This is a genomic window from Variovorax sp. 20P10.2.4 (assembly GCF_058244205.1).
Genome location: NZ_JBZAYE010000047.1, coordinates 1 through 24097, shown reverse-complemented (window position 1 = coordinate 24097; position 24097 = coordinate 1). Strand labels below are relative to the sequence as shown.

The following is a 24097-nucleotide window of genomic DNA, read 5'->3' as shown; positions in this document are numbered from 1 at the left end:
ATCACGGCGAGCACGCCCGGCAACGCGAGCGCCGCCGAAGCGTCGACCGAGGCGATGCGCGCATGAGGGTAGGGAGAACGCAGGAAGACCAGGTGGGACTGGCTCGGCAGGGACACATCGTCCGTGTAGCGGCCGGCGCCTGAAAGAAGACTCTGGTCTTCGAGCCGGCGCACGGCCTGGCCGCTGCCGAAACGCATGGGATTGGGGTCTGTGGTCAACGTGGTCCTCTTGTACCGGGCCCGCGCACAACGCTGGCGCGCGGAGACCGTCATGGGGTGCTTCTTCGAAGGAAGCTCCGCACTATATGTGAGCTGGAGCAAACGTGTGCGCCTTTGGACGAGTGCATTGGGAGGGCACCAGAAAGGGGCATGCCCGAGGGGCCCGCGTCGGAGCCGGCGTTGGGTTTTCGCCTCTGATACGAAGATGCGCCCCGCAAGCCGTGTATACCTATGGCCATGCGACAACTGCCCTGGCTCGAACCCGGCGATGCCCTGCCCGACCCCTCGACGGCGTGGGGGATCGCCGATCCCGTGCCCGGGCTGCTGGCGGCCGGCGGCTCGCTCGACGTCGATACTCTCTTGCGCGCCTACGGCCGCTGCGTCTTCCCCTGGTTCAGCGAGGACCAGCCGATCCTGTGGTGGAGCCCCGATCCGCGCATGGTGCTGCAGGTGGCCGATTTCCGGCTCCACCGCTCGCTGCGCAAGACGCTGGCGCGCTTCGCGCAGGCGCCGGGCTGCGAGATCCGCATCGACCACGACTTCGGGGCCGTCATCCGGGCCTGCTCGGGCTCGGCCCGCCCGGGCCAGTCGGGCACCTGGATCGTGCCGGACATGGTCGCCGCCTATACCGAATTGCACCGGGCCGGCCACGCCCACAGCGTCGAGACCTGGATCGACGGCGAACTCGCGGGCGGCCTGTACTGCGTGGCGATCGGCGGCGCGGTGTTCGGCGAGTCGATGTTCACGCGCCGCCCCGACGCCTCGAAGACCGCGCTGGCGGCGCTGGTGTGCCTGTGCCGGCGCTTCGGCGTGCGAATGATCGACTGCCAGCAGAACACGGCCCACCTCGCGAGCCTGGGCGCGCACGAAATGCCGCGCGCGCGCTTCGTCGAACACGTGGCCCGGGCTCGGGAAGCGACGGGGCCCGCCTGGCGTTTCGAGCCCGTATACTGGTCCGAACTCCTGTCTGCGCGACCCTCTCACCCGACGTGACGCACCTCAAGGATCTCCCGCTCCACACGCTGCAGTTCTACGCGACCGCGCCCTATCCCTGCAGCTACCTGCCGGACCGCCAGGCCCGCTCGCAGGTGGCCACTCCCAGCCACCTGATCCACAACGACGCGTACTCGGACCTGGTGCTCAGCGGCTTCCGGCGCAGCGGCATGTTCACCTACCGCCCGTACTGCGACGGCTGCCGCGCCTGCGTACCGCTGCGGGTGCTGGCCAATGCCTTCAAGCCCTCGCGCAGCCAGCGCCGTGCCGCCAAGCAGCACGCCGACCTGCAGGCCCGCGTGCTCAAGCTGTGCTTCGTGCCCGAGCACTACCAGCTCTACCTGCGCTACCAGAACGGCCGCCACGCGGGCGGCGGCATGGACCACGACAGCATCGACCAGTACACCCAGTTCCTGCTGCAGAGCCGCGTGAACTCGCGGCTGGTCGAGTTCCGCGAGACCCTGCCCGACGGCAGCGCGGGCGCGCTCAAGATGGTGTCGATCCTCGACGTGCTCAACGACGGCATCTCGGCCGTCTACACCTTCTACGAGCCCGAGGACGGCATGGCCTACGGCACCTACAGCGTGCTCTGGCAGATCGAGCAGGCGCGCAAGCTCGGCCTGCCCCACGTCTACCTGGGCTACTGGATCGAACACAGCCCGAAGATGAACTACAAGGCGCGGTTCGCGCCCCACGAATTGCTGATCGACGGCCGCTGGCAGCGCGCCAGCGATTTCACAAGATAAAATGGCGCCCGGTCTTCACCGCACAGCGCCATGAGAAAAAACCATTCAGACATTCCGGCCACCCCCGTCATCCAGGTCATCGAACGCATGTTCGCGCTGATCGACGTGCTGGCCTCGCGCGAAGAAGCCATTTCCCTGAAGGAAATCAGCGAAAAGACGGGGCTTCATCCCTCCACCACCCACCGCATCCTCAACGACCTCGCGGTCGGCCGCTTCGTCGACCGTCCCGAGGCCGGCAGCTACCGGCTCGGCATGCGCCTGCTGGAGCTCGGCAACCTCGTCAAGGGCCGGCTCAACGTGCGCGACGCCGCGCTGGGCCCGATGCGCGAACTGCACAAGCTCACGCAGCAGCCGGTCAACCTCAGCATGCGCCAGGGCGACGAGATCGTGTACATCGAGCGCTCCTACAGCGAGCGCTCGGGCATGCAGGTGGTGCGCGCCATCGGCGGCCGTGCCGCGCTGCACCTCACTTCCACCGGCAAGCTGTTCCTGGCCGCGGACGATCCGCAGCGGGTGCGCAGCTACGCCACCCGCACCGGGCTGGCCGGCCACACGCGCAACAGCATCACGCAGCTGCCGGCGCTCGAGCGCGAGCTGTCGAAGGCGCGCCAGTACGGCATCGCGCGCGACAACGAAGAACTGGAGCTGGGCGTGCGCTGCATGGCCGCCGGCATCTACGACGACCAGGGCAAGCTGGTCGCGGGGCTGTCGATCTCGGCGCCGGCCGACCGGCTCGACGAAGGCTGGCTGCCCAAGCTTCAGGCAACGGCGAACGAAATCTCGGAGGCGCTGGGCTTCAAGCAGGGCGTGGCACCCGCTGCCGGGGCCGTGGCGGCCGCTTCGGGGTCGCCGGGCGGCCCATCCCCCTCCGTGGGGGCTTGAGCGCGCCTGGGCGCGTTTCAGGCCCTTGCGGCGACCCTCAGGGGTCGAAGCTCTTCCCCCGCACCATGAAAAAAGCCGGCAACCGCCGGCTTTCGTCTTTGGGCAGGCTCGCTCAGCCCGCGATCTGATACGTCACGGCGCGCGAGGCGGCCGGCGAACCCGGCACGGCATGCGTGGCCTCGACCCAGCGGCGCACGCGCTCGGCGTCGGCGATGCGGCTGAACTTGCCGGCCGAATCGAGGAACACCATGATCAGCTTGCGGCCCGCGACCCGGGCCTGCATCACCAGGCATTGGCCGGCTTCGGAGATGTAGCCGGTCTTCTGCACGCCGATGTCCCAGTCGGGGCTCTTCACGAGGCGGTTGGTGGTGTTGAACTGCAAGGTGCGGCGGCCGACCTCGACCTGGTACTCGGGCGAGGTGGACAGCGAACGCACGGTGGCGTCGGCGTAGGCGGCGTTCACGAGCAGCGCCAGGTCTTGTGCGCTCGACTGGTTGCGGCTCGACAGGCCGGTGGGCTCGACGTAGCGCGTGTCCTTCATGCCGAGCATGCGCGCCTTGGCGTTCATGATGCTCACGAAGGTGCTCAGGCCGCCGGGATAGGTGCGGCCCAGCGCGTGGGCGGCGCGGTTCTCGCTCGACATCAGCGCCAGGTGCAACAGTTCGCCGCGCGTGAGCGTGGTGCCGACCGTCAGGCGCGAGCTGCTGCGCTTCTCGGTGTCGACGTCGTCCTGGGTGATGGTGATGAGCTCTTCGTTCGGCAGCTTGGCCTCGCTGATCAGCAGGCCGGTCATGAGCTTGGTGAGCGAGGCGATCGGCAGCACGGCGTGGTCGTTCTTGCTGAACAGCACCTCGTGCGTGTCCTGGTCGACCACCAGCGCGACGCTCGACTTGAGTTCGAGCGCGTCGTCGGTGGTGTGCAGGCCGGCCATCTGGCCGAAGGACTGGCGCGGCGGCGCCTCGACACGGACCACCGAGCGGCGCTGCACGGCCACCACGGTCTTGCCGTTCTTCTTTTGCAGGGTGGCCACCACGTTGCGGCCACCACGGACCACCTTGTCGGCCTTGTCGTCGCGCTCGGCACGGCCACCACGCTTGGCGACCTTGGACGACGCGGCATTGCGCTTCACCTCGACCGGCGCGGCGCCGCGGGCTTTCTTCGAGACGGCCGCCGTCTTGGCAGGGGCCGCCTTCTCTTTCTTGGCGGCTTGGGCGCCGGACAACAAAAAAGCCGTCGCGCAGAACGCGACGGCGAGGGTGCGAAGGCTTGAAACGCGGTGGAGACGGGCTTCGGGCATGTACAAAATCTCCAGCGGCAGGAATAAGGACCGCAGTGTATCGAAATCAAAAAAGGCACGCAATATCAGCTACTTGCATCCTTTTCTTCATTCGAATACCAAGGATCGCCCGAAAACCTAACCTTGTGCCGCCACTCTCTCAGCTTGGCTCTGTAACTTGTTGAGCGCACTCAAATAAGCCTTTGCTGACGCCACCACGATGTCGGGATCCGCCCCGACGCCGTTGACCACCCGCCCTGCGTTTTGTAACCGGACTGTAACTTCTCCCTGGCTTTCCGTCGAGCCACTGATGGCATTGACCGAGTAAAGCACCATCTCGGCGCCGCTCTTCACGTGCGACTCGATGGCCTTCAGGGAAGCATCGACCGGGCCATTGCCGTCCGACTCGCCCGTGACTTCCTTGCCATGGACGGTGAAGACGATCTTCGCCTGGGGGCGTTCACCGGTTTCGCTGTGCTGCGCGAGAGAAACGAAAGCAAACTGTTCGCCAACGTTCGCACCCTCCTCCGCGCTGACAAGCGCGAGGATGTCCTCGTCGAAAATTTCGGACTTGCGGTCGGCCAGCTCCTTGAAGCGCAGGAAGGCGGCGTTGATCTCGCCCTCGCTCTCCATGGCCACGCCCAGCTCCTGCAGCCGCTGCTTGAAGGCGTTGCGGCCGCTGAGCTTGCCCAGCACGATCTTGTTGGCGGCCCAGCCCACGTCCTCGGCCCGCATGATCTCGTAGGTGTCGCGCGCCTTGAGCACGCCGTCCTGGTGGATGCCCGAGGCATGCGCGAAGGCATTGGCGCCCACCACCGCCTTGTTGGGCTGCACCACGAAGCCGGTGGTCTGGCTGACCATGCGGCTCGCGGCCACGATGTGCTGGGTGTCGATGTTCAGCGTGAGGCCGAAGTAGTCCTTGCGGGTCTTCACGGCCATCACCACCTCTTCGAGCGAGCAGTTGCCCGCGCGCTCGCCGAGGCCGTTGATGGTGCACTCGATCTGGCGCGCGCCACCGATCTTCACGCCGGCCAGCGAATTCGCCACCGCCATGCCGAGGTCGTTGTGGCAGTGCACCGACCAGATCGCCTTGTCGCTGTTGGGAATGCGCTCGCGCAGCGTCTTGATGAAGTTGCCGTAGAGCTCGGGGATCGCATAGCCCACGGTGTCGGGCACGTTGATCGTGGTCGCGCCCTCGGCGATCACGGTCTCGATCACGCGGCACAGGAAGTCGGGATCGCTGCGGTAGCCGTCCTCGGGGCTGAATTCCACGTCGCCCACCTGGTTGCGCGCGAAGCGCACCGCGAGTCGGGCCTGCTCGTACACCTCGTCTGGCGACATGCGCAGCTTCTTCTCCATGTGCAGCGGCGAGGTCGCGATGAAGGTATGGATGCGGCCGCGCGCCGCGCCCTTCAGCGCCTCGGCGGCGCGCGCGATGTCGCGGTCGTTGGCGCGCGACAGGCCGCACACCGTCGATTCCTTGATCGCGTTGGCGATCGCCTTGACCGCCTCGAAGTCGCCGTTCGAGCTGGCCGGGAAGCCGGCCTCGATGACGTCGACCCGCAGCCGCTCGAGCTGCTTGGCGATGCGCAACTTCTCGTCGCGCGTCATCGAGGCGCCGGGCGACTGCTCGCCGTCGCGCAAGGTGGTGTCGAAAATTATGAGTTGGTCGGTCATCGTGGTTCTCCTTCGTTTCTGGCCACCTGGCGCTTCGGTCGGATCGAGGCTCAGACGGTCGCGGTCTCCGATTGTGCGCTGTGCGCGCCATTGCCCCTGGCGCGCTCCACGCCCGAGACGATCGCCTTCAGCGAGGCGGCGATGGTGTCCTCGTCGATGCCCACGCCGAACAGCGTGCGCGACTCGTCCACGCGCAGCTCCAGGTAGGCCACGGCCTTGGCGTCGGCACCGGCGCCGATCGCATGCTGGTGGTAGTCGATGACACGCACCGCATGGCCCGTCGCGGCGCTCAGCGCGTGCGTGAAGGCATCGATGGGACCGTTGCCGCGGCCCTCGATGGCCACGGTCTCGCCGTTCCAGGCCAGGTCGCCGCGCAGAAGCACCGAGGCGTTGGCGCCGTCCTTGCCCTCCTCCTGCAGCACGCGGTGCTGGAGCGCCTGCACCGACTCGATGCCGTACTCGCGCACGAAGAGCTGCCAGAGATCCGCTGCCGTGAGTTCCTTGCCCGCGACGTCCATCACGCGCTGCACCGTCTGGCTGAATTCCATCTGCAGGCGGCGCGGCATCTCGATGCCGTACTCGCTCTCGAGCAGGTAGGCGATGCCGCCCTTGCCCGACTGGCTGTTGACGCGGATCACGGCCTCGTAGCTGCGGCCGACGTCCTTCGGATCGATCGGGAGGTAGGGCATGTCCCAGATGTCGCCGTCCTTGCGCGCGGAGAAGGCCTTCTTGATCGCGTCCTGGTGCGAGCCCGAGAACGAGGTGTAGACCAGGTCGCCCACGTACGGGTGGCGCGGATGCACGGGAATCTGGTTGCAGTGCTCGACCGTGGCGCGGATCTCGTCGATGTTCGAGAAGTCGAGTTCGGGCGAGACGCCCTGCGTGTAGAGGTTGAGCGCCACATTGACGAGGTCGAGGTTGCCGGTGCGCTCGCCGTTGCCGAACAGGCAGCCTTCGATACGGTCGGCGCCGGCCATCAACGCGAACTCGCCGGCGGCGGTGCCGGTGCCGCGGTCGTTGTGCGGATGCACCGAGAGCACGATCGCATCGCGGCGTTCGAGGTTGCGATGCATCCACTCGATCATGTCGGCAAAGATGTTCGGCGTGGAATGCTCGACCGTCGACGGCAGGTTGACGATGCACTTGCGCTCGGGCGTCGGCGCCCAGACCGCGGTGACCGCGTCGACCACGCGCTTGGAGAACGCGAGGTCGGTGCCCGAGAACATCTCGGGCGAGTACTGGAAGGTCCAGCGCGTATTGGGCTGCTTCGCGGCCATCTCGTTGAACATGCGCGCATGCGAGGCGGCGAGCTCGACGATGCCGTCCTCGTCCATGCCGAGCACCACGCGGCGCATCACGGGCGCCACGGCGTTGTAGAGATGGACGATGGCGCGCGGCGCGCCCTGCAAGGCCTCGAAGGTGCGGGCGATCAGGTGGTCGCGCGCCTGCGTCAGCACCTGGATCGTCACGTCGTCGGGAATGCGGTCTTCCTCGATGAGCTTGCGCACGAAGTCGAACTCGACCTGCGACGCGGAGGGAAAGCCGACCTCGATCTCCTTGAAGCCGATGGCCACGAGGGTCTCGAACATGCGCATCTTGCGCGTGATGTCCATCGGCTCGACCAGGGCCTGGTTGCCGTCACGCAGATCGGTCGACAGCCAGATCGGCGCCTTGGTCAGCACGGCGTCGGGCCAGGTGCGGTCCTTGAGACCGATGGGCGCGAACGCACGGTATTTGGCTTGAGGTTGCTTCAACATGTCGATTTCTCTGCTGTGATGGTTGGTGATCAACCAGCAACCCCAAAAACAAACGGCCCGTTGCTGGTGCGAACGGGCCGTGGTGATGGATTTGCGCGTGCGCTACCGTCTCCGCCCGTGAGGGAGAGCTAGTAGGGCCAGCAGCGAAATCATCTTCGTCATGAGGGTTGCGAATTTAGCACAGGCTTCGAGACTTTGTGAAGACGGTGCCGCAATGCCTGTCTCAGTTGTGCAAACCGCGCTCGTCGGGTTCCTCGGTCGAGGTGCTGATCACGCTAGTCTGCTGCCCCTTGGCCTTGCGCCATGCATAGACCACGTAGCCGCTCAGGCCGTAGACCACGAACAGGCCGAACAGCACCGTCGGCGGATGGATGTTGATGACCGCGATGCCGAGCGCGATCAGCACGATCACGGCGAAGGGCACGCTCTTCTTCATCTGCACGTCCTTGAAGCTGTAGAACGGCGCGTTGGTCACCATCGTGAGGCCCGCATAGAGCGTGAAGGCGAAGGTGATCCAGGTGATCTGCGTCCACGAGAGGTAGAGCACCTCGCCACCGCGCTTGCCCCATTCGGTCATGAGCCAGATGAAGCCGGCCACCAGCGCCGCCGCCGCGGGCGACGGCAGGCCCTGGAACCAGCGCTTGTCGACCACGCCGGTGTTGACGTTGAAGCGCGCGAGCCGCAGCGCCGCGCAGGCGCAATAGACGAAGGCCGCGATCCAGCCCCAGCGGCCCAGGCCCTTGAGCGACCACTCGTAGGCGATCAGCGCGGGCGCGGCGCCGAACGAGACCATGTCGGACAGCGAGTCCATCTGCTCACCGAACGCGCTCTGCGTGTTGGTCATGCGCGCCACGCGGCCATCGAGGCTGTCGAGCACCATGGCCGCGAAGACGCCCAGCGCGGCGAGGTCGAAGCGCGCGTTCATCGCCATCACGACCGAATAGAAGCCGCCGAACAGCGCGGCCAGCGTGAACAGGTTCGGCAGGACGTAGATGCCCTTTCGCCGCTTGCGCGGTTGGACCTCGTCGGGGACGGTGTCGTCATGCATTGGATAGGTCTCCGTCCCTCATGGGCATTGTCGGTTCAGCTATCTCTTCGATAGCAATTCGGTCACTGGATCGCATCCCCGGGAGTGTAGTTCAGGGGCACGCCCTCCCCTCCAAGCAAAAGGGCCACCGCGAGGGTGGCCCTTGGGGGGAATCGGGCGCCGGAGCGCCCTGCTCGCCTGGAGATCAGTTGCGGGTCTGGTCGACCAGCTTGTTCTTCTTGATCCAGGGCATCATCGCGCGCAGCTTTTCGCCGACGACTTCGATCTGGTGCTCTGCACCCAGGCGACGGCGGCTGATCAGCGTGGGCTGGCCGGCAGCGGCTTCGAGCACGAAGCTCTTGGCGTATTCGCCGGTCTGGATGTCCTTGAGCACCTGCTTCATGATCTTCTTGGTCTCGTCGGTCACGATGCGCGGGCCCGTGACGTACTCGCCGTATTCGGCGTTGTTCGAGATCGAGTAGTTCATGTTGGCGATGCCGCCTTCATAGATCAGGTCGACGATCAGCTTCAGTTCGTGCAGGCATTCGAAGTACGCCATTTCGGGCGCGTAGCCGGCTTCCACCAGCGTTTCGAAACCGGCCTTGATCAGCTCGACCGTGCCGCCGCACAGAACCGCTTGTTCGCCGAACAGGTCGGTCTCGGTTTCTTCGCGGAAGTTGGTCTCGATGATGCCGGCCTTGCCGCCGCCGTTGGCGGTGGCGTAGCTCAGCGCGAGGTCACGCGCCTTGCCGGTCTTGTCCTGGTGCACGGCCACGAGGTGGGGCACGCCGCCGCCTTGGGTGTAGGTGCTGCGCACGGTGTGGCCCGGGGCCTTGGGAGCGACCATCCACACGTCGAGGTCGGCGCGCGGCTGCACGAAGCCATAGTGCACGTTGAAGCCGTGCGCGAAGACCAGCGAGGCGCCTTCCTTGATGTTCGGCGCCACGTCGTTCTTGTAGACGTTAGCGATCTGCTCGTCGGGCAGCAGGATCATGACGACGTCGGCGGACTTCACGGCATCGGCCACTTCGGCGACCTGCAGGCCGGCCTTGCCGACCTTGTCCCACGAAGCGCCGCCCTTGCGCAGGCCGACCACGACCTTGACGCCGCTGTCGTTGAGGTTCTGCGCGTGCGCGTGGCCTTGCGAGCCGTAGCCGATGATGGCCACCGTCTTGCCCTTGATCAGGCTCAGGTCCGCGTCCTTGTCGTAATAAACCTTCATGATGTTCTCCAGATAGATATGCGAGTTGCAGTGTGTTGTGCCGTTCGTCCTGAGCCTGTCGAAGGGCTCAATGCAGTCCCCGCTCGCGCGGGGGCTTCGACAAGCTCGGCCCGAACGGGCAGCGACCGAGCTCCGTTTTCATCGGGTCAGACCCGCAGGATGCGTTCGCCGCGGCCGATGCCGCTGGCGCCGGTGCGCACGGTCTCGAGGATGGCGCTGCGATCGATCGCCTCGAGGAAGGCGTCGTTCTTGCCATGGTCGCCGGTGAGCTCGATGGTGTAGCTCTTGTCGGTGACGTCGATGATGCGGCCGCGGAAGATCTCGGCCATGCGCATCATCTCCTCGCGCTCCTTGCCGACCGCGCGCACCTTCACCATCATGAGCTCGCGCTCGGTGTAGGCGCCTTCGGTCAGGTCGACCACCTTGACCACCTCGATCAGGCGGTTCAGGTGCTTGGTGATCTGCTCGATCACGTCGTCGGAACCGGCGGTGACGATGGTCATGCGCGACAGGCTCGCATCCTCGGTGGGCGCGACGGTCAGCGACTCGATGTTGTAGCCACGGGCCGAGAACAGGCCCACCACGCGGGAAAGAGCACCGGGCTCGTTTTCCAGCAGAACGGCAATGATGTGTTTCATGTGTGCGTGACTCCTCTTTTCGCCAGCGCGGAAGCTTTCGCTTTCGCCGCCCTCCCCCGCGCACGGTAATGCGCGGGCTCGGCGGGCAATAGATTCGTCAGTGAAAGGTTGAGAACGAACGGTCGAAAACAGGCCGAGGGATCAGAGATCCTCGGACCCCAGCAGCATCTCGGTGATGCCCATTCCGGCCTTGACCATCGGGAACACGTTCTCGGTGGGGTCGGTACGGAAATCCATGAACACTGTGCGGTCCTTGAGCTTGCGTGCCTCGCGCAGCGCGGGCTCCACGTCCTGCGGACGCTCGATCAGCATGCCGACGTGGCCATAGGCCTCGGCGAGCTTCACGAAGTTGGGCAGCGCATCCATGTAGCTGTGGCTGTAGCGGCCGGAGTACTCGATCTCCTGCCACTGGCGCACCATGCCCAGGTAGCGGTTGTTCAGCGAGCAGATCTTGATCGGCGTGTTGTACTGCAGGCAGGTCGACAGCTCCTGGATGCACATCTGCACCGAGCCTTCGCCCGTGATGGTGAAGACTTCCGACTCCGGCTTCGCGAGCTTGATGCCCATGGCGTAGGGAATGCCCACACCCATGGTGCCCAGGCCGCCGGAGTTGATCCAGCGGCGCGGCTCGTCGAAGCGGTAGTACTGCGCGGCCCACATCTGGTGCTGGCCGACGTCGGACGTGATGTACGCATCGGCGTCCTTGGTCATGTTCCACAGCGTCTCGACGACGAACTGCGGCTTGATCACGTCCTTGTTGCCACGGTCGTACTTGAGGCAGTCGCGCGAGCGCCAGCCTTCGATGGTGGTCCACCAGTTGGCGAGCGCGCCGGCATCGGGCTTGGTCGTGCTCTCGCGGATCATCGAGATCAGCTCGGTGAGCACGTCCTTGACGTCGCCCACGATCGGGATGTCGACCTTCACGCGCTTGGAGATGCTCGACGGGTCGATGTCGACGTGGATGATCTTGCGTTCGTTCTGCGCGAAGTGCTTGGGGTTGCCGATCACGCGGTCGTCGAAGCGCGCGCCCACGGCCAGCAGCACGTCGCAGTTCTGCATCGCGTTGTTGGCTTCGATGGTGCCGTGCATGCCCAGCATGCCGAGAAACTTGCGGTCGCTCGCCGGATAGGCGCCCAGGCCCATCAGCGTGTTGGTGACCGGGTAGCCGAGCATGTCGACCAGCGTGCGCAGCTCGTTGGTGGCATTGCCCAGCAGCACGCCGCCGCCGGTGTAGATGTAGGGGCGCTTGGCGTTGAGCAGCAGCTGCAGCGCCTTGCGGATCTGGCCGCCGTGGCCCTTGCGCACCGGGTTGTACGAGCGCATCTCGATCTTCTCGGGATAGCCGGCATAGGCCACCTTCTTGAACGAGACGTCCTTGGGCACGTCCACCACCACCGGGCCCGGACGGCCGCTGCGTGCGATATGGAAGGCCTTCTTCATCGTCATCGCCAGGTCCTTCGGATCCTTGACGAGGAAGTTGTGCTTGACGATCGGGCGCGTGATGCCGACGGTGTCGCATTCCTGGAAGGCATCCAGGCCGATCGCCGCCGTGGGGACCTGGCCCGAGATGATCACCATCGGGATCGAGTCCATGTAGGCCGTCGCGATGCCCGTGACCGCGTTCGTCAGGCCGGGGCCCGAGGTGACCAGCGCCACGCCCACCTCGCCGGTGGCGCGCGCATAGCCGTCGGCCGCATGGACCGCCGCCTGCTCGTGGCGCACCAGCACGTGCTGGATGGTGTCCTGCTTGTAGAACGCGTCGTAGATGTAGAGAACCGCGCCACCGGGGTAGCCCCAGATGTACTGGACGCCTTCGGCCTGCAGTGCCTTGACCAGCACTTCGGCGCCCATGAGTTCTTGCGTGTGATTGCCGGCGCCGGAGGACGCGGCTGCTGCGGAAGCGAGTTCCGCCTTCGAGATTTCCATGATCAACCTTTGGAGTTTTTTCGGGAACGAAAAACCTTGGGTGCCCCTTGCCAACCCTTGTGGGGCCGCGCCAGGACTTGAGGCCAAAGCCATGAGCGGACTGATTGTTCCGCCGGACCGTGACCCGTTTGCCTTTTGACTTGCGACCGCGATTATGACACCGACGCGGCGTTCCGCCGAGCCCGTATCGCCCCGCAACACGATTCGTCAGGAGCGGCGGGCATAATTCGCGGCCAACAACGAGGCATTCCCGCCCGACATCCATTCCCACGCGGCGCCCGGCGCCCCTCTCACGCTTGGCCACCGAACAAGAACTCTCCGATTTCCTGAAAAGCGTCGAACGCCGCGCTTTCAAGCGGTCGGTCTATCACGTGCGAGACGAGGAAGCGGCGCTCGACATCGTGCAGGACAGCATGATGAAGCTGGCCCAGCACTACGGCGACAAGCCGGCCGCCGAGTTGCCGATGCTGTTCCAGCGCATCCTGTCGAACTGCACGCTCGACTGGTTCCGCCGCCAGAAGACCCGCCGCGCCCTGTTCTCGAACCTCAGCGATTTCGAGGCCACCGACGACGACGGCGATTTCGACCTGCTCGAGAACTTCGCCTCGCCGACCGACTCCAGAGAAACCGAGAGCGCCGAGGACACCACGCGCCGGGCACAGGTCCTGCATGAGATCGAAGAACAGATCGCGGCATTGCCGGGCCGTCAACGCGAGGCTTTCCTGATGCGTTACTGGGAAGAAATGGACGTCGCAGAGACGGCCGCCGCAATGGGCTGCTCCGAGGGCAGCGTCAAAACCCACTGCTCGCGCGCCGTCCACGCTCTGAGCAAGGCGCTCAAAGCCAAGGGAATTTCGCTATGAATACTAAGGTTCCTATTTCTTCTGTCGCCGAAAACGAATTCGGTCAACGCGTGGCCGCGCGCCTGTCCGCCGGCAACCAGGCGTTGCCGCACGATATCGGCGAACGCCTGCGCGTGGCGCGCGCGCAAGCCGTGGCCCAGCGCAAGCAGGCCCCGCAGCTGCGCGCCGCGCCCGCCGTGGTGCAGGCGGGCAACACCGCCGCGTTGGGTGGCGGTGGTGGCTGGGGCTGGTGGACGCGCATCGGCACCGTGGTGCCGCTCGTGGCCCTGGTGGCCGGCCTGGTCACCATCAGCGTGATGCAGGACGAGGACCGCGCCAGCGAGCTGGCCGAGGTCGATTCCGCGTTGCTCACCGGCGACCTGCCGCCGGCGGCCTACACCGACCCGGGCTTCGCGCAGTTCCTCAAGTCCGACGGCGCCTCCGACTGACGAGGGCCTCAACCGCCCTCCCAGCCCCGCGCCCGGCTTCGCCGCTCCCGTCTGCCGCCTAGACCTTCCCGCCTGTCCGAAGCCTCCATCCGACCGATCATCCGAATGCCACGCCGCACCCTGCCCCCCGCGATTTCGCCCCGCTCCTCGCGCTCGTGGTCGCAAGGCGTGGCGGCTCGTCTCGCCGGGGCTGGCACCGTGGCCGCCGCGGCACTGGGACTGACGATCGCGGCCGCGCAGACCACGCCCGTTCGCTCGGAAGCCGTTCGCGCGGAGACGCCCAAGGCCGCGCCGACCGGCACCATGGCCGCGTCCGCCGCCGCCAAGCAGCCCACCCTCACCAAGCCGCTGTGGGCCGAGCTCACCGCCGAGCAGCAACAGGCTCTGCAGCCGCTGGCGCCGCACTGGAACACGCTCAACGTCGGCCAGAAGCGCAAGTGGCTCGCGCTGTCGCGCAACTACGCCTCGCTGCCGGCCGAGGACCAGATCACGCTGCGCAGCCGCATGATCGAGTGGGCCGCGCTCAGCAACCAGCAGCGCGTCCAGGCGCGCCTGAACTTCGCCGAGGTCAAGCGCGTGCCGGCCGACGAGCGCAAGGCCAAGTGGGAGCAGTACCAGGCGCTGAGCGAAGAGGAAAAGCGCAAGCTCGCCGAGCGTGCGCCGGCCAAGCCCAAGGGGGCAGCCATCCCGGTGCGGCCGGTGTCGTCCCAGAAGCTCGTGGCCGTGCCCACGGTCACGCCGCCCGGGCAGCACACACCTCGCATCCAGCTCGCGCCGCCGATGGCGCCCGCGACGCCGGCCATCGTGCCTGCCGCGGCCGTCGTCACGACCCCGCCGGCCGCATCCTCCGGCACGGCTGCGGCCACCGTCGCCCCGGTGACGCCCTCGGCCGCGGCCCCCGCTACCTTCACGCCCCAGCCGGTGCCGGCCGAAGCCCAGGTGCCGTCTCCGTACTCTTCATCGTCCGGCCCGTCGACTTCGGTATCCTCCACACCGTCTTCCACTTCTGCGGGGCGCACGCTCGAGCAACCCTCGGCCGCCCCCTGACCCAAGGTCTCGATGGTTTCCAGCTCTTCCGAGGTTTCGGAGTCGGATTCGCCTGCTTCGCTCGTCCCTCCTGCGTCTGACGTTTCTTCTTCCACGGCACAGGGCCCGGTTCCGGGACTCTGGCGCCGCATGGCCTGCTGGCTCTACGAAGGCATGCTGCTGTTCGCGGTGGTGTTCGTTTCGGGCTGGCTCTTCAGCACGCTGGGCCAGATGCGCGACGCCATGGATTCGCGGCGCCACCTGTTCCAGGGCTTCCTCTTCGTGGTGTTCGGCGTCTATTTCGTCTGGTTCTGGGCCAAGGGCCAGACGCTGGCGATGAAGACCTGGAACATCCGCATCGTCGACACGCACGGCCACCCGGTCAGCCAGCGCCGCGCGCTCGCGCGCTACCTGCTGAGCTGGATCTGGTTCCTGCCGCCGCTCGCCGCCGTCGCGCCCTTCAAGCTGTCGGGCCCCGAAGTCACGGTGCTCGTCTTCGGCTGGGTGGCCATCTGGGCCCTGCTGGCACGCTTCCATCCGCAACGCCAGTTCTGGCATGACGCCTGGGCCGGCACCCGGCTCATTACCTCCAAGCCCATGAGCCGCCGATGAGCGCCCTGCCCGAACTTCCCGATCCCGCCGTCAATCCGCAGAAGGCCCGCAAGGGCTTCGATCGCGTCTGGCACGCCACGCTGATCTCGCTGCACGGCCTGCGTGCCGGCTGGGGCGAGCCGGCCTTCCGGCAGGAGGCCATCCTGTCGATGGTCATGATCCCCGCCGCCTTCTGGCTCGGCCGCAGCTGGGTCGAGATCGCCCTGCTCGCGGGCAGCGCGGTGCTGGTGATGATCGTCGAGTTGCTCAACACGGCGGTGGAAGCGGCCATCGACCGCATCGGCCCCGAATGGCACGACCTCTCCAAGCGCGCCAAGGACATGGGCAGCGCCGCGGTGCTGCTGTCGCTCTCGCTGTGCACCTGCATCTGGGCCGCCGCCCTGTGGACACGCTTCGTGTCATGAGCGGGCCCGCCACGCGAGGCATGATCGGGGGATGACCCCTGAATTTTCGATTTGCGTGTATTGCGGCTCGCGCCCCGGCGAGCGTCCCGAGTTCACAGAAGCCGCCGCGGCGGTCGGCCGCTGGATCGGCCAGCAGCGCGGCCAGCTGGTCTACGGCGGCGGCCGCACCGGCCTGATGGGCACGGTGGCCGAGGCCACGCGCGCCGCGGGCGGACGCGTGGTCGGCATCATCCCCAAGGCACTGGTCGACAAGGAACTGGCCAACCCACTGTGCGACGAGCTGCACGTGGTCGACACCATGCACGAGCGCAAGGCGATGATGGGCGAGCGCGCCGACGCCTTCCTGGCCATGGCCGGCGGCATCGGCACCTTCGAGGAACTGTTCGAGATCTGGACCTGGCGCCAGCTCGGCTACCACGACAAGCCGGTCGGCATCCTCAACAGCGCCGGCTACTACGACAAGCTGCTCGACTTCCTCGACCAAAGCGTGCGCGACGGCCTGATGGGAGACTGGCAGATGAGCCTGGTGCGCACCGGCACCGAAGCCGAGCCGCTGCTCGCGGCGTTGCGTGCCGAGGTGCCGCGCCATCCGCGCGACGACCGGCTGGCCGAGAACCTCTGAACCTCTTTGTGAAAGGCCGGCGAGCGCCGGCCCCCGCGGCTCAGCTTAGACCGCGTTCTCGTTTTCTTCGCCGGTGCGGATGCGCACGATGCGCTCGACGGCCGTGACGAAGATCTTGCCGTCGCCGATCTTGCCGGTGCGCGCCGAGTTCACGATGGCCTCGATGCAGCGCTCGACGTCGCCCTCGTTAACGACGACCTCGACCTTCATCTTCGGCAGGAAGTCGACCACGTACTCGGCGCCGCGGTACAGCTCGGTGTGGCCCTTCTGGCGGCCGAAGCCCTTGACCTCGGTCACGGTGAGTCCGGTGACGCCCACTTCGGCCAGGGCCTCGCGTACGTCCTCGAGCTTGAAGGGTTTGACGATGGCGGTGATCTGCTTCATGGTTTGCGTGCTCCGGCGGTTTCGTTGAATTTGCTGGTGATAGGGTAACGCCAATCCTTGCCAAAACTGCGGTGCGTCACCCGGATGCCTACCGGCGCCTGGCGCCGCTTGTATTCGTTGATCTTGATGAGCCGTGCCACCCGCTCGACCACCGCGCGGTCGTAGCCCGCGGCGATGATCTCGTCGATGCCCTCGTCGTCCTGCATGTAGCGTGCCAGGATCGCGTCGAGGATGTCGTAGGGCGGCAGGCTGTCCTGGTCGGTCTGGTCAGGCCGCAGCTCGGCGCTCGGGGGCCGCGTGATGATGCGCTCGGGAATCGGCTCGGCGCCGGTGCCGTAGGGATCGTGGGCATTGCGCCATCGCGCGAGCGCGAACACGGTCGTCTTCAGCAGGTCCTTGATGACCGCGAAGCCGCCCGCCATGTCGCCGTAGAGCGTGCAGTAGCCGGTGGCCATCTCGCTCTTGTTGCCCGTGGTGAGAACGATCGAGCCGAACTTGTTCGACAACCCCATCAGCAACGTGCCGCGGATGCGGGCCTGGATGTTCTCTTCGGCCGTGTCCTCGGGCCGGCCCGCGAAATCGGGGGCCAGCGCCGCCTTGAACGACTCGAAGGTGTGCCGGATCGAGATCTCGTCGTAGCGCACGCCCAGGCGCCCCGCCATGTCGCGCGCGTCGATCCAGCTGATGTCGGCCGTGTAGGGCGAGGGCATCATCACCGCGCGCACCTTGTCCTTGCCGAGCGCATCGACCGCGATCGCGAGCACCAGCGCCGAATCGATGCCGCCCGACAGCCCGAGGATCGCGCCCGGAAAACCGTTCTTGCCGACGTAGTCGCGCACGCCGAGCACCAGCGCATCCCAGAGCTGGGCCTCGGCGTCGCGCGGCGCGGCGATGGGCTCGGGCAGGAAGCGCACGCCCTGCGACGGTGCACGCTCGAGCTCGGCCAGCACCAGCTTCTCCTCGAAGCCCGGCGCCTGCATGGCGAGCGCGCCGTCGGCCTGCAGCGCGAAGGAGGCGCCGTCGAACACCACCTCGTCCTGCCCGCCCACGAGGTGGGCATAGACCAGCGGCAGCCCCACGGCGCGCGCGCGATCGGCCATGCGCGCCACGCGCTCGCCCTCCTTGCCCACGTGGTAGGGCGAGGCATTGATGACGGCCAGCACCTCGGCGCCGGCGGCACGCGCCAGCTCGGCCGGCGCGTCGAACCAGGCGTCCTCGCAGATCAGCAGGCCCACCGACACGCCGCCGGCCTCGAACACGCAGGTGCCCTGCCCCGGCGCGAAGTAGCGGCGCTCGTCGAACACCTGGTAGTTGGGCAGCTCGCGCTTGGCGTAGGTCTGGAGGATGCGGCCTTCCTTGAGCACGCTGGCCGCGTTGTGGCGCAGTTGCACCGACACGGAGCGCCCGCGCAGGCTGCCGCCGCTCGGATGCCCCACCACCACGACCATGTCTTTGAGGTCGGCCAGAGCGGCGGCGATGCCTTTCACGGCATCATCGCAAGCTTCGGTGAAGGCGGGCCGCAGGAACAGGTCCTCGGCCGCATAGCCGGCGATCGAGAGTTCGGGCGTCAGCAGAAGGCGAGCGCCCTGGGCATGGGCCTCGCGCGCGGCCGCCACGATTTTTCGGGCATTGCCGGGGAGATCGCCCACCACGAAATTGAGTTGCGCGATGGCGAGCTTGAGCGTCATACGGAAGGAAGAAACAGGCTTGAACGATTATGTCATTCGGGTTGTCGCGTCGCCGTCGGACGTGAACCCGCAGGCCTGGAACGCGCTGCTCGCCGCGCAGGCCGAACCCTCGCCTTTCGTGCGCCACGAGTACCTGGCCGCGCTGCACGAGAGCGGCAGCGCCACGCCCGAGAGCGGCTGGACGGCCCAGTTCTTCACCCTCTGGCGCGGCGAAACGCTCGAGGCCGCCTGCCCGGTCTACGTCAAGGACCATTCCTATGGCGAGTACGTGTTCGACTGGGCCTGGGCCAACGCCTACCAGCAGCACGGCCTGGCCTACTACCCGAAGGCGACGGTCGCGGTGCCGTTCACGCCCGTGCCCGGCGCGCGGCTGCTCGCGCGCGACGCGGCCGGGCGCGCGCTGCTGGCCCAGGCGCTGGTGGCCTGGTGCAAGGAGAGCGAGCTCTCATCGCTGCACCTGCTGTTCGGTGCCGAGGCCGACATCGAGGCCTGCACCGAGGCCGGGCTGATGCTGCGGCACACGGTGCAGTTCCATTGGCAGAACCCGGCGCCCGGCTACGCGGACTTCGAGGCTTTCCTCGCGAGCCTCGCGCACGACAAGCGCAAGAAGATCCGCCAGGAGCGCCGCAAGGTCGCCGATGCCGGCGTGCGCTTCCGCTGGTCGCGCGGGGCCGACATCTCGCGCGCCGACTGGGACTTCTTCTACCGCTGCTACGCACGCACCTACCGCGAGCACGGCAACCCGCCCTACCTCACGCGCGACTTCTTCCATCGCATGGCCGACACGCTGCCCGAGGCCTGGCTGCTGTTCATCGCCGAGCGCGAAGGCAAGCCGATCGCCGCCAGCCTGATCGCGCTGGCCACCGACGAGAGCACCGGCAGCCCGCTCGTGGCCTACGGCCGCTACTGGGGCGCGGTCGAACGCGTCAACTGCCTGCACTTCGAGGCCTGCTACTACCAGCCGCTGGCCTGGTGCATCGCGCACGGCGTGCAGCGCTTCGAGGGCGGCGCGCAGGGCGAGCACAAGATGGCGCGAGCCCTGATGCCCGTGAAGACCACCAGCGCCCACTGGCTCGCGCATCCGGCCTTCGCCGATGCGGTCGAGCGCTTCCTCGAGCGCGAGGGCGAAGGCATCGAGAACTACATGGACCACCTGGGCGAACGCAGCCCGTTCAAGGCCGCCTGAGCGCAACGGCGGGTTCGCGTCAGGCCACGGCCAAACACGGCTGCTATAAACCCCGGCAGATCGCCAACAACAAGGGGAAAAGTCATGCCATTCGTCGGCCTGGGTCTGCACATCCTGATCGCGCTGTTCTTCGCGGTGCACGCGATGCGCCACGGCAAGCAGATGTACTGGCTCCTGATCCTGTTCAGCTTTCCGCTGCTGGGCAGCATCGTCTACTTCGTGGTCGAGTACCTGCCCGCCTCGCGCATGCAGCGCACCGCGGGCAAGGTCGCGAGCGCGGCCATCGGCTTCATCGATCCCGAGCGCGAATACCGCGCGGCCGAGCAGGCCTACGACCTCGCGCCCACGGCACAGAACAAGCTGCGCCTCGCCAAGGCCGCGCTCGACCGCGGCCAGGCCGGCGAGGCGGTCGGGCACTACCGCGACGCGCTCAAGGGCCCGCTGGCCTCCGATCCCGAGCTGCAGTTCGGCCTCGCGAGCGCGCTGCTGGCCGCGGACGGTCCCGGCGCGGGCAACGAAGCGATGCAGGCGCTGCAAAGCCTGCGCTCGACCCGCGACGACTACCGCAAGGACGAGGTCGCGCTGCTGGTGGCCCGCGCCCTGGCCGCCGAGGGCCGCAACGACGAGGCGCGCCAGGCCTTCGAATCGACCCTGAGCCTCTACAACACCGTCGAGGCGCGTGCGCGCTACGTGGCCTGGCTCGCGCAGCAGGGCGACAGCGCCGCCGCGCAGCGCCAGTGGGACGAGCTCCAGCAGGCCGCGCGCCACTGGAACTCGCACGCCCGCTCGGTCAACCGCGAGTGGATGCGGCTGGCCGGCGACGCGGCCCGCGGCTGAGGCCGAGCCCGAGGCCCCGACCAAGGGCATAGCCGGCCCTGCCGTTCGGCAGATCGACAGCGGCCGGCGCGGGAACGAGCATGCGGCCATCGCGCGCGCCCGGCGCGCAGGAGAGCAACGCATGCCCGCATCGATCCGCCCCCTCTTCCCGTGGGCGCTGGCCCTGGGCCTCGCGGCCCTCGCCTGCGTCCCGGCCCATGCCGCCAGCTTCGACTGCGCCAAGGCCTCGAACCCCACCGAGAAGACCATCTGCGCCACGCCCGCGCTCTCGCTGCAGGACGAGAGCATGGCCGAGCTCTATCGCAAGCAGCTCGCGATACCCGATGCGGGCCAATGGGCCACCTACCTGAAGCGCGACCAGCGCGACTGGCTCGCGGTGCGCAACCGGCACTGCAAGGCCGACGTGAAATGCCTGCGGGAAGACTACGAGCGGCGCATCCGCTACCTGGTGGAGCCGCTGCTGCACTGGACCGGCCGCTACGTGGAGGGCCGCTGTCCGAAGGACGGGCGTTTCCTGGACGTGACGCCGTCGAACGACGGCGCGCTCGACATCGAGCTCTACGTCTGCCCCGATGCGCGCGGCAACATGCTGCTGCAGGGCGGTGGCCGGCTCGACGAGCGGCAGCGGCTGGTGGTGCCGTTCGGCGGGCGTTGCACCCGCACCCTGCAATTCAGCGCCGACCGCATCGTGGTGACCGACACGCCCGCGGGCGCCGCGGAATGCGCGAGCCCGTCGACGGCCGGCACCTTCGTGCGCGATGCGCGCCGGTCGCCGTTCGAGCAGGAGTGACTGCCCGGGCGACCGACACGCCCCCGCCCGATCACTTCTTGTAGGCGGCGATACCGTCGAGGATTTCCTTGCGGGCGGCGTCGATGCCTTCCCAGCCCAGCACCTTGACCCACTTGCCGGCCTCGAGGTCCTTGTAGTGCTCGAAGAAGTGGCTGATGGCCTTCAGGCGCATCGGGTTCACGTCGTCCACCGATTTCCAGTGGCTGTAGATCGGCAGCACCTTGTCGGTCGGCACGGCCAGCACCTTGCCGTCCACGCCGGCTTCGTCTTCCATCATCAGGATGCCCAGCGGGCGGCAGGGCACGACCACGCCCGGCAGCAGCGGGTACGGCGCGATCACCAGCACGTCGACCGGGTCGCCGTCACCCGACAGCGTCTGCGGCACGTAGCCGTAGTTGGCCGGGTAGTACATGGCCGTGGTCATGAAGCGGTCGACGAAGATCGCGCCCGACTCCTTGTCGACCTCGTACTTGATCGGGTCGGCATTCATCGGGATTTCGATCACGACGTTGAAGGCATCGGGGACGTTCTTGCCGGGGGAGACTTTGTCGAAGGACATGACGTTTTTCGAGTAGTTGAAAAGTATGAGGGGGATGCGGACAAACCCGAAGTTTACTTTCCGAGTCACGGACCCGTCGCACGCGATTTCGTTTTTGCCTGTAAATTGCAGCCGTTGGCCAATCGGCTCCGCACCCCGGCTCCCCGGGATGCAGCGAGCTTCGAGGAAGCAACGCGGCGGAAATCTCGACTCCCGCGCGTTGCACGCAACGGATCCTCGCGTTTTCCGTCTCCACGTCACAACGAACGAATGGAGAAGCAACGCATGAATGGCAACACCCCCCTCATCCTCGCCATCGTCTGCGGCCTCGTGGCCGTGGCCTACGGCATCTGGGCCCGAAGTTGGATCCTCGCCAAGGACGCGGGCAACGCGCGCATGCAGGAGATCGCGGCGGCGATCCAGCAGGGCGCGGCGGCCTACCTGGCCAAGCAGTACCGCACCATCGCCATCGTGGGCGTGGTGCTCGCGATCCTGATCGCCCTGTTCCTCGACCTCACGACCGCGGTCGGCTTCGTGGTCGGCGCGGTGCTCTCGGGCGCCTGCGGCTTCATCGGCATGAACGTCTCGGTGCGCGCCAACGTGCGCACCGCGCAGGCCGCCACCCAAGGCATCGGGCCGGCGCTCGACGTGGCCTTCCGCGGCGGCGCCATCACCGGCATGCTGGTGGTCGGGCTGGGCCTGCTGGGCGTGTCGATCTTCTACTGGTTCCTGGCCTCCAGGGGCCTGCCGAGCGGCAACCATGCGCTGGCGGCGCTGCTCAATCCGCTGATCGGCTTCGCCTTCGGCTCCTCGCTGATCTCGATCTTCGCGCGGCTGGGCGGCGGCATCTTCACCAAGGGCGCCGATGTCGGCGCCGACCTGGTGGGCAAGGTCGAGGCCGGCATCCCCGAGGACGATCCGCGCAACCCCGCGGTGATCGCCGACAACGTGGGCGACAACGTCGGCGACTGCGCCGGCATGGCGGCCGACCTGTTCGAGACCTACGCGGTGACGCTGATCGCCACCATGGTGCTCGGCGCGCTGATGGTCACGGCGGCGCCGGTCAACGCGGTGCTCTATCCGCTGGCGCTGGGTGGCGTGTCGATCATCGCGTCGATCATCGGCTGCTTCTTCGTCAAGGCCTCGCCGGGCATGACCAACGTGATGCCGGCCCTCTACAAGGGCCTGGCGGTGGCGGGCATCCTGTCGCTGATCGCGTTCTGGTTCGTCACCAGCTGGCTCATCCCCGACAACGCGATCGCGGCCAGCGGCAGCCAGCTCAAGCTGTTCGGCGCCTGCTTCGTGGGCCTGGCGCTGACGGCGGCGCTGGTGTGGATCACCGAGTACTACACGGGCACGCAGTACAAGCCGGTGCAGCACATCGCGCAGGCCTCGACCACGGGCCACGGCACCAACATCATCGCGGGCCTCGGCGTGTCGATGCGCTCGACGGCCTGGCCCGTGATCTTCGTGTGCATCGCCATCCTGGCCTCGTACGCGCTGGCCGGCCTGTTCGGCATCGCGGTGGCCGCGACCTCCATGCTCAGCATGGCCGGCATCGTGGTGGCGCTGGACGCCTACGGCCCCATCACCGACAACGCCGGCGGCATCGCCGAGATGAGCGAGCTGCCCGCGAGCGTGCGCGACATCACCGACCCGCTGGATGCGGTGGGCAACACCACCAAGGCCGTGACCAAGGGCTACGCCATCGGCTCGGCCGGCCTCGCGGCGCTGGTGCTGTTCGCCGACTACACGCACAAGCTCGAGAGCTTCGGGCTGAACATCACGTTCAACCTCAGCGACCCGATGGTGATCGTCGGCCTGTTCATCGGCGGCCTGATCCCCTACCTGTTCGGCGCGATGGCGATGGAAGCCGTGGGCCGCGCGGCGGGCTCGGTGGTCGAGGAAGTGCGCCGGCAGTTCCGCGACATCCCCGGCATCATGGAAGGCACCGCCAAGCCCGAGTACGGCAAGGCCGTGAGCATGCTGACCGGCGCGGCCATCAAGGAGATGATGATCCCCTCGCTGCTGCCGGTGCTGGTGCCGATCGTGGTCGGCCTGCTGCTCGGACCGAAGGCCCTGGGCGGCCTGCTGATGGGCACCATCGTCACGGGCCTGTTCGTCGCCATCTCCATGTGCACCGGCGGCGGTGCCTGGGACAACGCCAAGAAGTACATCGAGGACGGCCACTTCGGCGGCAAGGGCAGCGAGACGCACAAGGCCGCCGTCACCGGCGACACCGTGGGCGATCCCTACAAGGACACGGCCGGCCCGGCCGTGAACCCGCTGATCAAGATCATCAACATCGTGGCACTGCTCATCGTGCCGCTGGTGGTGAAGTTCCATGCCGGCGATGC

Annotated in this window: 24 protein-coding genes; 13 read left to right on the top strand and 11 right to left on the bottom strand. The window is 67.2% G+C overall.

Annotated elements, in window-relative coordinates; translation table 11 throughout:
- On the bottom strand, window positions 1-218 hold a 218-nt coding region (locus tag AC27VN_RS07375), incomplete at its 3' end, for a hypothetical protein (RefSeq protein ID WP_490876116.1).
- A 237-nt stretch (window positions 219-455) separates the two neighbouring features.
- On the opposite strand from AC27VN_RS07375, the gene aat reads away from it, so the two are divergent.
- Genes aat through AC27VN_RS07360 form a run of 3 tightly spaced genes read left to right on the top strand, consistent with a single transcriptional unit; the run spans window position 456 to window position 2839 of the window.
- Window positions 456-1211, top strand: a complete 756-nt coding sequence (aat, locus tag AC27VN_RS07370) for a leucyl/phenylalanyl-tRNA--protein transferase (protein WP_208511886.1) — start codon at window positions 456-458, stop codon at window positions 1209-1211.
- Window positions 1208-1957 (top strand): arginyltransferase, encoded by a 750-nt coding sequence (locus AC27VN_RS07365; RefSeq protein WP_208511885.1) that lies wholly within the window; start codon window positions 1208-1210, stop codon window positions 1955-1957. The genes aat and AC27VN_RS07365 overlap by 4 nt, the downstream gene beginning before the upstream one ends.
- Window positions 1958-1987: 30 nt before the next feature.
- Window positions 1988-2839 (top strand): IclR family transcriptional regulator, encoded by an 852-nt coding sequence (locus AC27VN_RS07360; RefSeq protein WP_093341417.1) that lies wholly within the window; start codon window positions 1988-1990, stop codon window positions 2837-2839.
- Window positions 2840-2951: 112 nt separating this feature from the next.
- On the opposite strand, the gene AC27VN_RS07355 is transcribed toward AC27VN_RS07360, so the two are convergent.
- From AC27VN_RS07355 to AC27VN_RS07325, 7 genes are all read right to left on the bottom strand, one after another.
- On the bottom strand, window positions 2952-4136 hold the full coding sequence (locus AC27VN_RS07355; protein ID WP_398501458.1) for a serine hydrolase: 1185 nt from the start codon (window positions 4134-4136) through the stop codon (window positions 2952-2954).
- 117 nt (window positions 4137-4253) lie between these two features.
- Window positions 4254-5792, bottom strand: a complete 1539-nt coding sequence (locus tag AC27VN_RS07350; RefSeq protein ID WP_296789231.1) for a 2-isopropylmalate synthase — start codon at window positions 5790-5792, stop codon at window positions 4254-4256.
- 50 nt (window positions 5793-5842) lie between these two features.
- Entirely contained in the window at window positions 5843-7549 is a 1707-nt protein-coding gene (leuA, locus tag AC27VN_RS07345) for a 2-isopropylmalate synthase (RefSeq protein ID WP_431512566.1), read from the bottom strand.
- Between the two features lie 223 nt (window positions 7550-7772).
- The gene (gene pssA / locus AC27VN_RS07340) at window positions 7773-8597 is read right to left on the bottom strand and encodes a CDP-diacylglycerol--serine O-phosphatidyltransferase (RefSeq protein ID WP_057592484.1); all 825 of its coding nucleotides are present in this window, start codon (window positions 8595-8597) and stop codon (window positions 7773-7775) included.
- 184 nt (window positions 8598-8781) lie between these two features.
- Entirely contained in the window at window positions 8782-9798 is a 1017-nt protein-coding gene (gene ilvC / locus AC27VN_RS07335) for a ketol-acid reductoisomerase (protein ID WP_093341411.1), read from the bottom strand.
- A gap of 146 nt (window positions 9799-9944) precedes the next feature.
- Window positions 9945-10436: an acetolactate synthase small subunit gene (gene ilvN / locus AC27VN_RS07330; RefSeq protein WP_012747479.1), complete on the bottom strand. Its 492-nt coding sequence runs from the start codon at window positions 10434-10436 to the stop codon at window positions 9945-9947.
- Window positions 10437-10577: 141 nt separating this feature from the next.
- Window positions 10578-12362, bottom strand: coding sequence for an acetolactate synthase 3 catalytic subunit (locus tag AC27VN_RS07325; protein ID WP_093341410.1), 1785 nt, complete (start codon window positions 12360-12362; stop codon window positions 10578-10580).
- Window positions 12363-12658: 296 nt separating this feature from the next.
- On the opposite strand from AC27VN_RS07325, the gene AC27VN_RS07320 reads away from it, so the two are divergent.
- From AC27VN_RS07320 to AC27VN_RS07295, 6 genes are all read left to right on the top strand, one after another.
- Entirely contained in the window at window positions 12659-13225 is a 567-nt protein-coding gene (locus AC27VN_RS07320) for an RNA polymerase sigma factor (RefSeq protein WP_208511881.1), read from the top strand.
- The gene (locus AC27VN_RS07315) at window positions 13222-13653 is read left to right on the top strand and encodes a DUF3619 family protein (RefSeq protein WP_490876115.1); all 432 of its coding nucleotides are present in this window, start codon (window positions 13222-13224) and stop codon (window positions 13651-13653) included. Before AC27VN_RS07320 ends, AC27VN_RS07315 begins: the two co-directional genes overlap by 4 nt.
- A 198-nt stretch (window positions 13654-13851) precedes the next feature.
- Complete coding sequence (locus tag AC27VN_RS07310; protein WP_490876114.1) at window positions 13852-14700, top strand: DUF3106 domain-containing protein; 849 nt, start codon at window positions 13852-13854, stop codon at window positions 14698-14700.
- A gap of 12 nt (window positions 14701-14712) precedes the next feature.
- Window positions 14713-15291: an RDD family protein gene (locus AC27VN_RS07305; RefSeq protein ID WP_490876113.1), complete on the top strand. Its 579-nt coding sequence runs from the start codon at window positions 14713-14715 to the stop codon at window positions 15289-15291.
- Window positions 15288-15695, top strand: coding sequence for a diacylglycerol kinase (locus tag AC27VN_RS07300; protein ID WP_057592491.1), 408 nt, complete (start codon window positions 15288-15290; stop codon window positions 15693-15695). The genes AC27VN_RS07305 and AC27VN_RS07300 overlap by 4 nt, the downstream gene beginning before the upstream one ends.
- Window positions 15696-15726: 31 nt before the next feature.
- Window positions 15727-16317 carry an LOG family protein gene (locus tag AC27VN_RS07295; protein WP_490876112.1) on the top strand — a complete coding sequence of 197 codons (591 nt, stop codon included), beginning with the start codon at window positions 15727-15729 and terminating at the stop codon, window positions 16315-16317.
- Window positions 16318-16362: 45 nt separating this feature from the next.
- Here the strand turns inward: AC27VN_RS07295 and AC27VN_RS07290 are convergent, their stop codons facing one another.
- Both AC27VN_RS07290 and AC27VN_RS07285 read right to left on the bottom strand, forming a co-directional pair.
- Window positions 16363-16701, bottom strand: coding sequence for a P-II family nitrogen regulator (locus AC27VN_RS07290; protein ID WP_013540975.1), 339 nt, complete (start codon window positions 16699-16701; stop codon window positions 16363-16365).
- Window positions 16698-18389, bottom strand: a complete 1692-nt coding sequence (locus tag AC27VN_RS07285; RefSeq protein WP_490876111.1) for an NAD+ synthase — start codon at window positions 18387-18389, stop codon at window positions 16698-16700. Before AC27VN_RS07285 ends, AC27VN_RS07290 begins: the two co-directional genes overlap by 4 nt.
- 19 nt (window positions 18390-18408) lie before the next feature.
- Here AC27VN_RS07285 and AC27VN_RS07280 point away from each other — a divergent pair, with 19 nt between their 5' ends.
- The 3 genes from AC27VN_RS07280 (at window position 18409) to AC27VN_RS07270 (ending at window position 21202) form a co-directional block, all read left to right on the top strand.
- The gene (locus AC27VN_RS07280) at window positions 18409-19575 is read left to right on the top strand and encodes a GNAT family N-acetyltransferase (RefSeq protein WP_490876110.1); all 1167 of its coding nucleotides are present in this window, start codon (window positions 18409-18411) and stop codon (window positions 19573-19575) included.
- Between the two features lie 84 nt (window positions 19576-19659).
- Window positions 19660-20412, top strand: a complete 753-nt coding sequence (locus tag AC27VN_RS07275; RefSeq protein WP_490876109.1) for a hypothetical protein — start codon at window positions 19660-19662, stop codon at window positions 20410-20412.
- 121 nt (window positions 20413-20533) lie between these two features.
- Window positions 20534-21202 carry a lysozyme inhibitor LprI family protein gene (locus tag AC27VN_RS07270; protein WP_490876108.1) on the top strand — a complete coding sequence of 223 codons (669 nt, stop codon included), beginning with the start codon at window positions 20534-20536 and terminating at the stop codon, window positions 21200-21202.
- A 31-nt stretch (window positions 21203-21233) separates the two neighbouring features.
- Here AC27VN_RS07270 and ppa read toward each other — a convergent pair whose 3' ends face one another.
- The gene (ppa, locus tag AC27VN_RS07265; RefSeq protein ID WP_093341396.1) at window positions 21234-21761 is read right to left on the bottom strand and encodes an inorganic diphosphatase; all 528 of its coding nucleotides are present in this window, start codon (window positions 21759-21761) and stop codon (window positions 21234-21236) included.
- A gap of 264 nt (window positions 21762-22025) precedes the next feature.
- Between ppa and AC27VN_RS07260 the strand changes: the two genes are divergently transcribed.
- Window positions 22026-24097 (top strand): sodium-translocating pyrophosphatase (locus AC27VN_RS07260; protein ID WP_490876107.1); only part of this gene is annotated, 2072 nt, incomplete at its 3' end.

What these genes read in the sequence shown, in the direction of transcription:
- aat (WP_208511886.1), top strand. Translation starts at nt 456, where the DNA reads ATGCGACAACTGCCCTGGCTCGAACCCGGCGATGCCCTGCCCGACCCC.
- AC27VN_RS07360 (WP_093341417.1), top strand. Translation starts at nt 1,988, where the DNA reads ATGAGAAAAAACCATTCAGACATTCCGGCCACCCCCGTCATCCAGGTC.
- AC27VN_RS07355 (WP_398501458.1), bottom strand. Translation starts at nt 4,136, where the DNA reads ATGCCCGAAGCCCGTCTCCACCGCGTTTCAAGCCTTCGCACCCTCGCC.
- AC27VN_RS07350 (WP_296789231.1), bottom strand. Translation starts at nt 5,792, where the DNA reads ATGACCGACCAACTCATAATTTTCGACACCACCTTGCGCGACGGCGAG.
- leuA (WP_431512566.1), bottom strand. Translation starts at nt 7,549, where the DNA reads ATGTTGAAGCAACCTCAAGCCAAATACCGTGCGTTCGCGCCCATCGGT.
- pssA (WP_057592484.1), bottom strand. Translation starts at nt 8,597, where the DNA reads ATGCATGACGACACCGTCCCCGACGAGGTCCAACCGCGCAAGCGGCGA.
- ilvC (WP_093341411.1), bottom strand. Translation starts at nt 9,798, where the DNA reads ATGAAGGTTTATTACGACAAGGACGCGGACCTGAGCCTGATCAAGGGC.
- ilvN (WP_012747479.1), bottom strand. Translation starts at nt 10,436, where the DNA reads ATGAAACACATCATTGCCGTTCTGCTGGAAAACGAGCCCGGTGCTCTT.
- AC27VN_RS07325 (WP_093341410.1), bottom strand. Translation starts at nt 12,362, where the DNA reads ATGGAAATCTCGAAGGCGGAACTCGCTTCCGCAGCAGCCGCGTCCTCC.
- AC27VN_RS07315 (WP_490876115.1), top strand. Translation starts at nt 13,222, where the DNA reads ATGAATACTAAGGTTCCTATTTCTTCTGTCGCCGAAAACGAATTCGGT.
- AC27VN_RS07305 (WP_490876113.1), top strand. Translation starts at nt 14,713, where the DNA reads ATGGTTTCCAGCTCTTCCGAGGTTTCGGAGTCGGATTCGCCTGCTTCG.
- AC27VN_RS07300 (WP_057592491.1), top strand. Translation starts at nt 15,288, where the DNA reads ATGAGCGCCCTGCCCGAACTTCCCGATCCCGCCGTCAATCCGCAGAAG.
- AC27VN_RS07295 (WP_490876112.1), top strand. Translation starts at nt 15,727, where the DNA reads ATGACCCCTGAATTTTCGATTTGCGTGTATTGCGGCTCGCGCCCCGGC.
- AC27VN_RS07290 (WP_013540975.1), bottom strand. Translation starts at nt 16,701, where the DNA reads ATGAAGCAGATCACCGCCATCGTCAAACCCTTCAAGCTCGAGGACGTA.
- AC27VN_RS07285 (WP_490876111.1), bottom strand. Translation starts at nt 18,389, where the DNA reads ATGACGCTCAAGCTCGCCATCGCGCAACTCAATTTCGTGGTGGGCGAT.
- AC27VN_RS07275 (WP_490876109.1), top strand. Translation starts at nt 19,660, where the DNA reads ATGCCATTCGTCGGCCTGGGTCTGCACATCCTGATCGCGCTGTTCTTC.
- AC27VN_RS07270 (WP_490876108.1), top strand. Translation starts at nt 20,534, where the DNA reads ATGCCCGCATCGATCCGCCCCCTCTTCCCGTGGGCGCTGGCCCTGGGC.
- ppa (WP_093341396.1), bottom strand. Translation starts at nt 21,761, where the DNA reads ATGTCCTTCGACAAAGTCTCCCCCGGCAAGAACGTCCCCGATGCCTTC.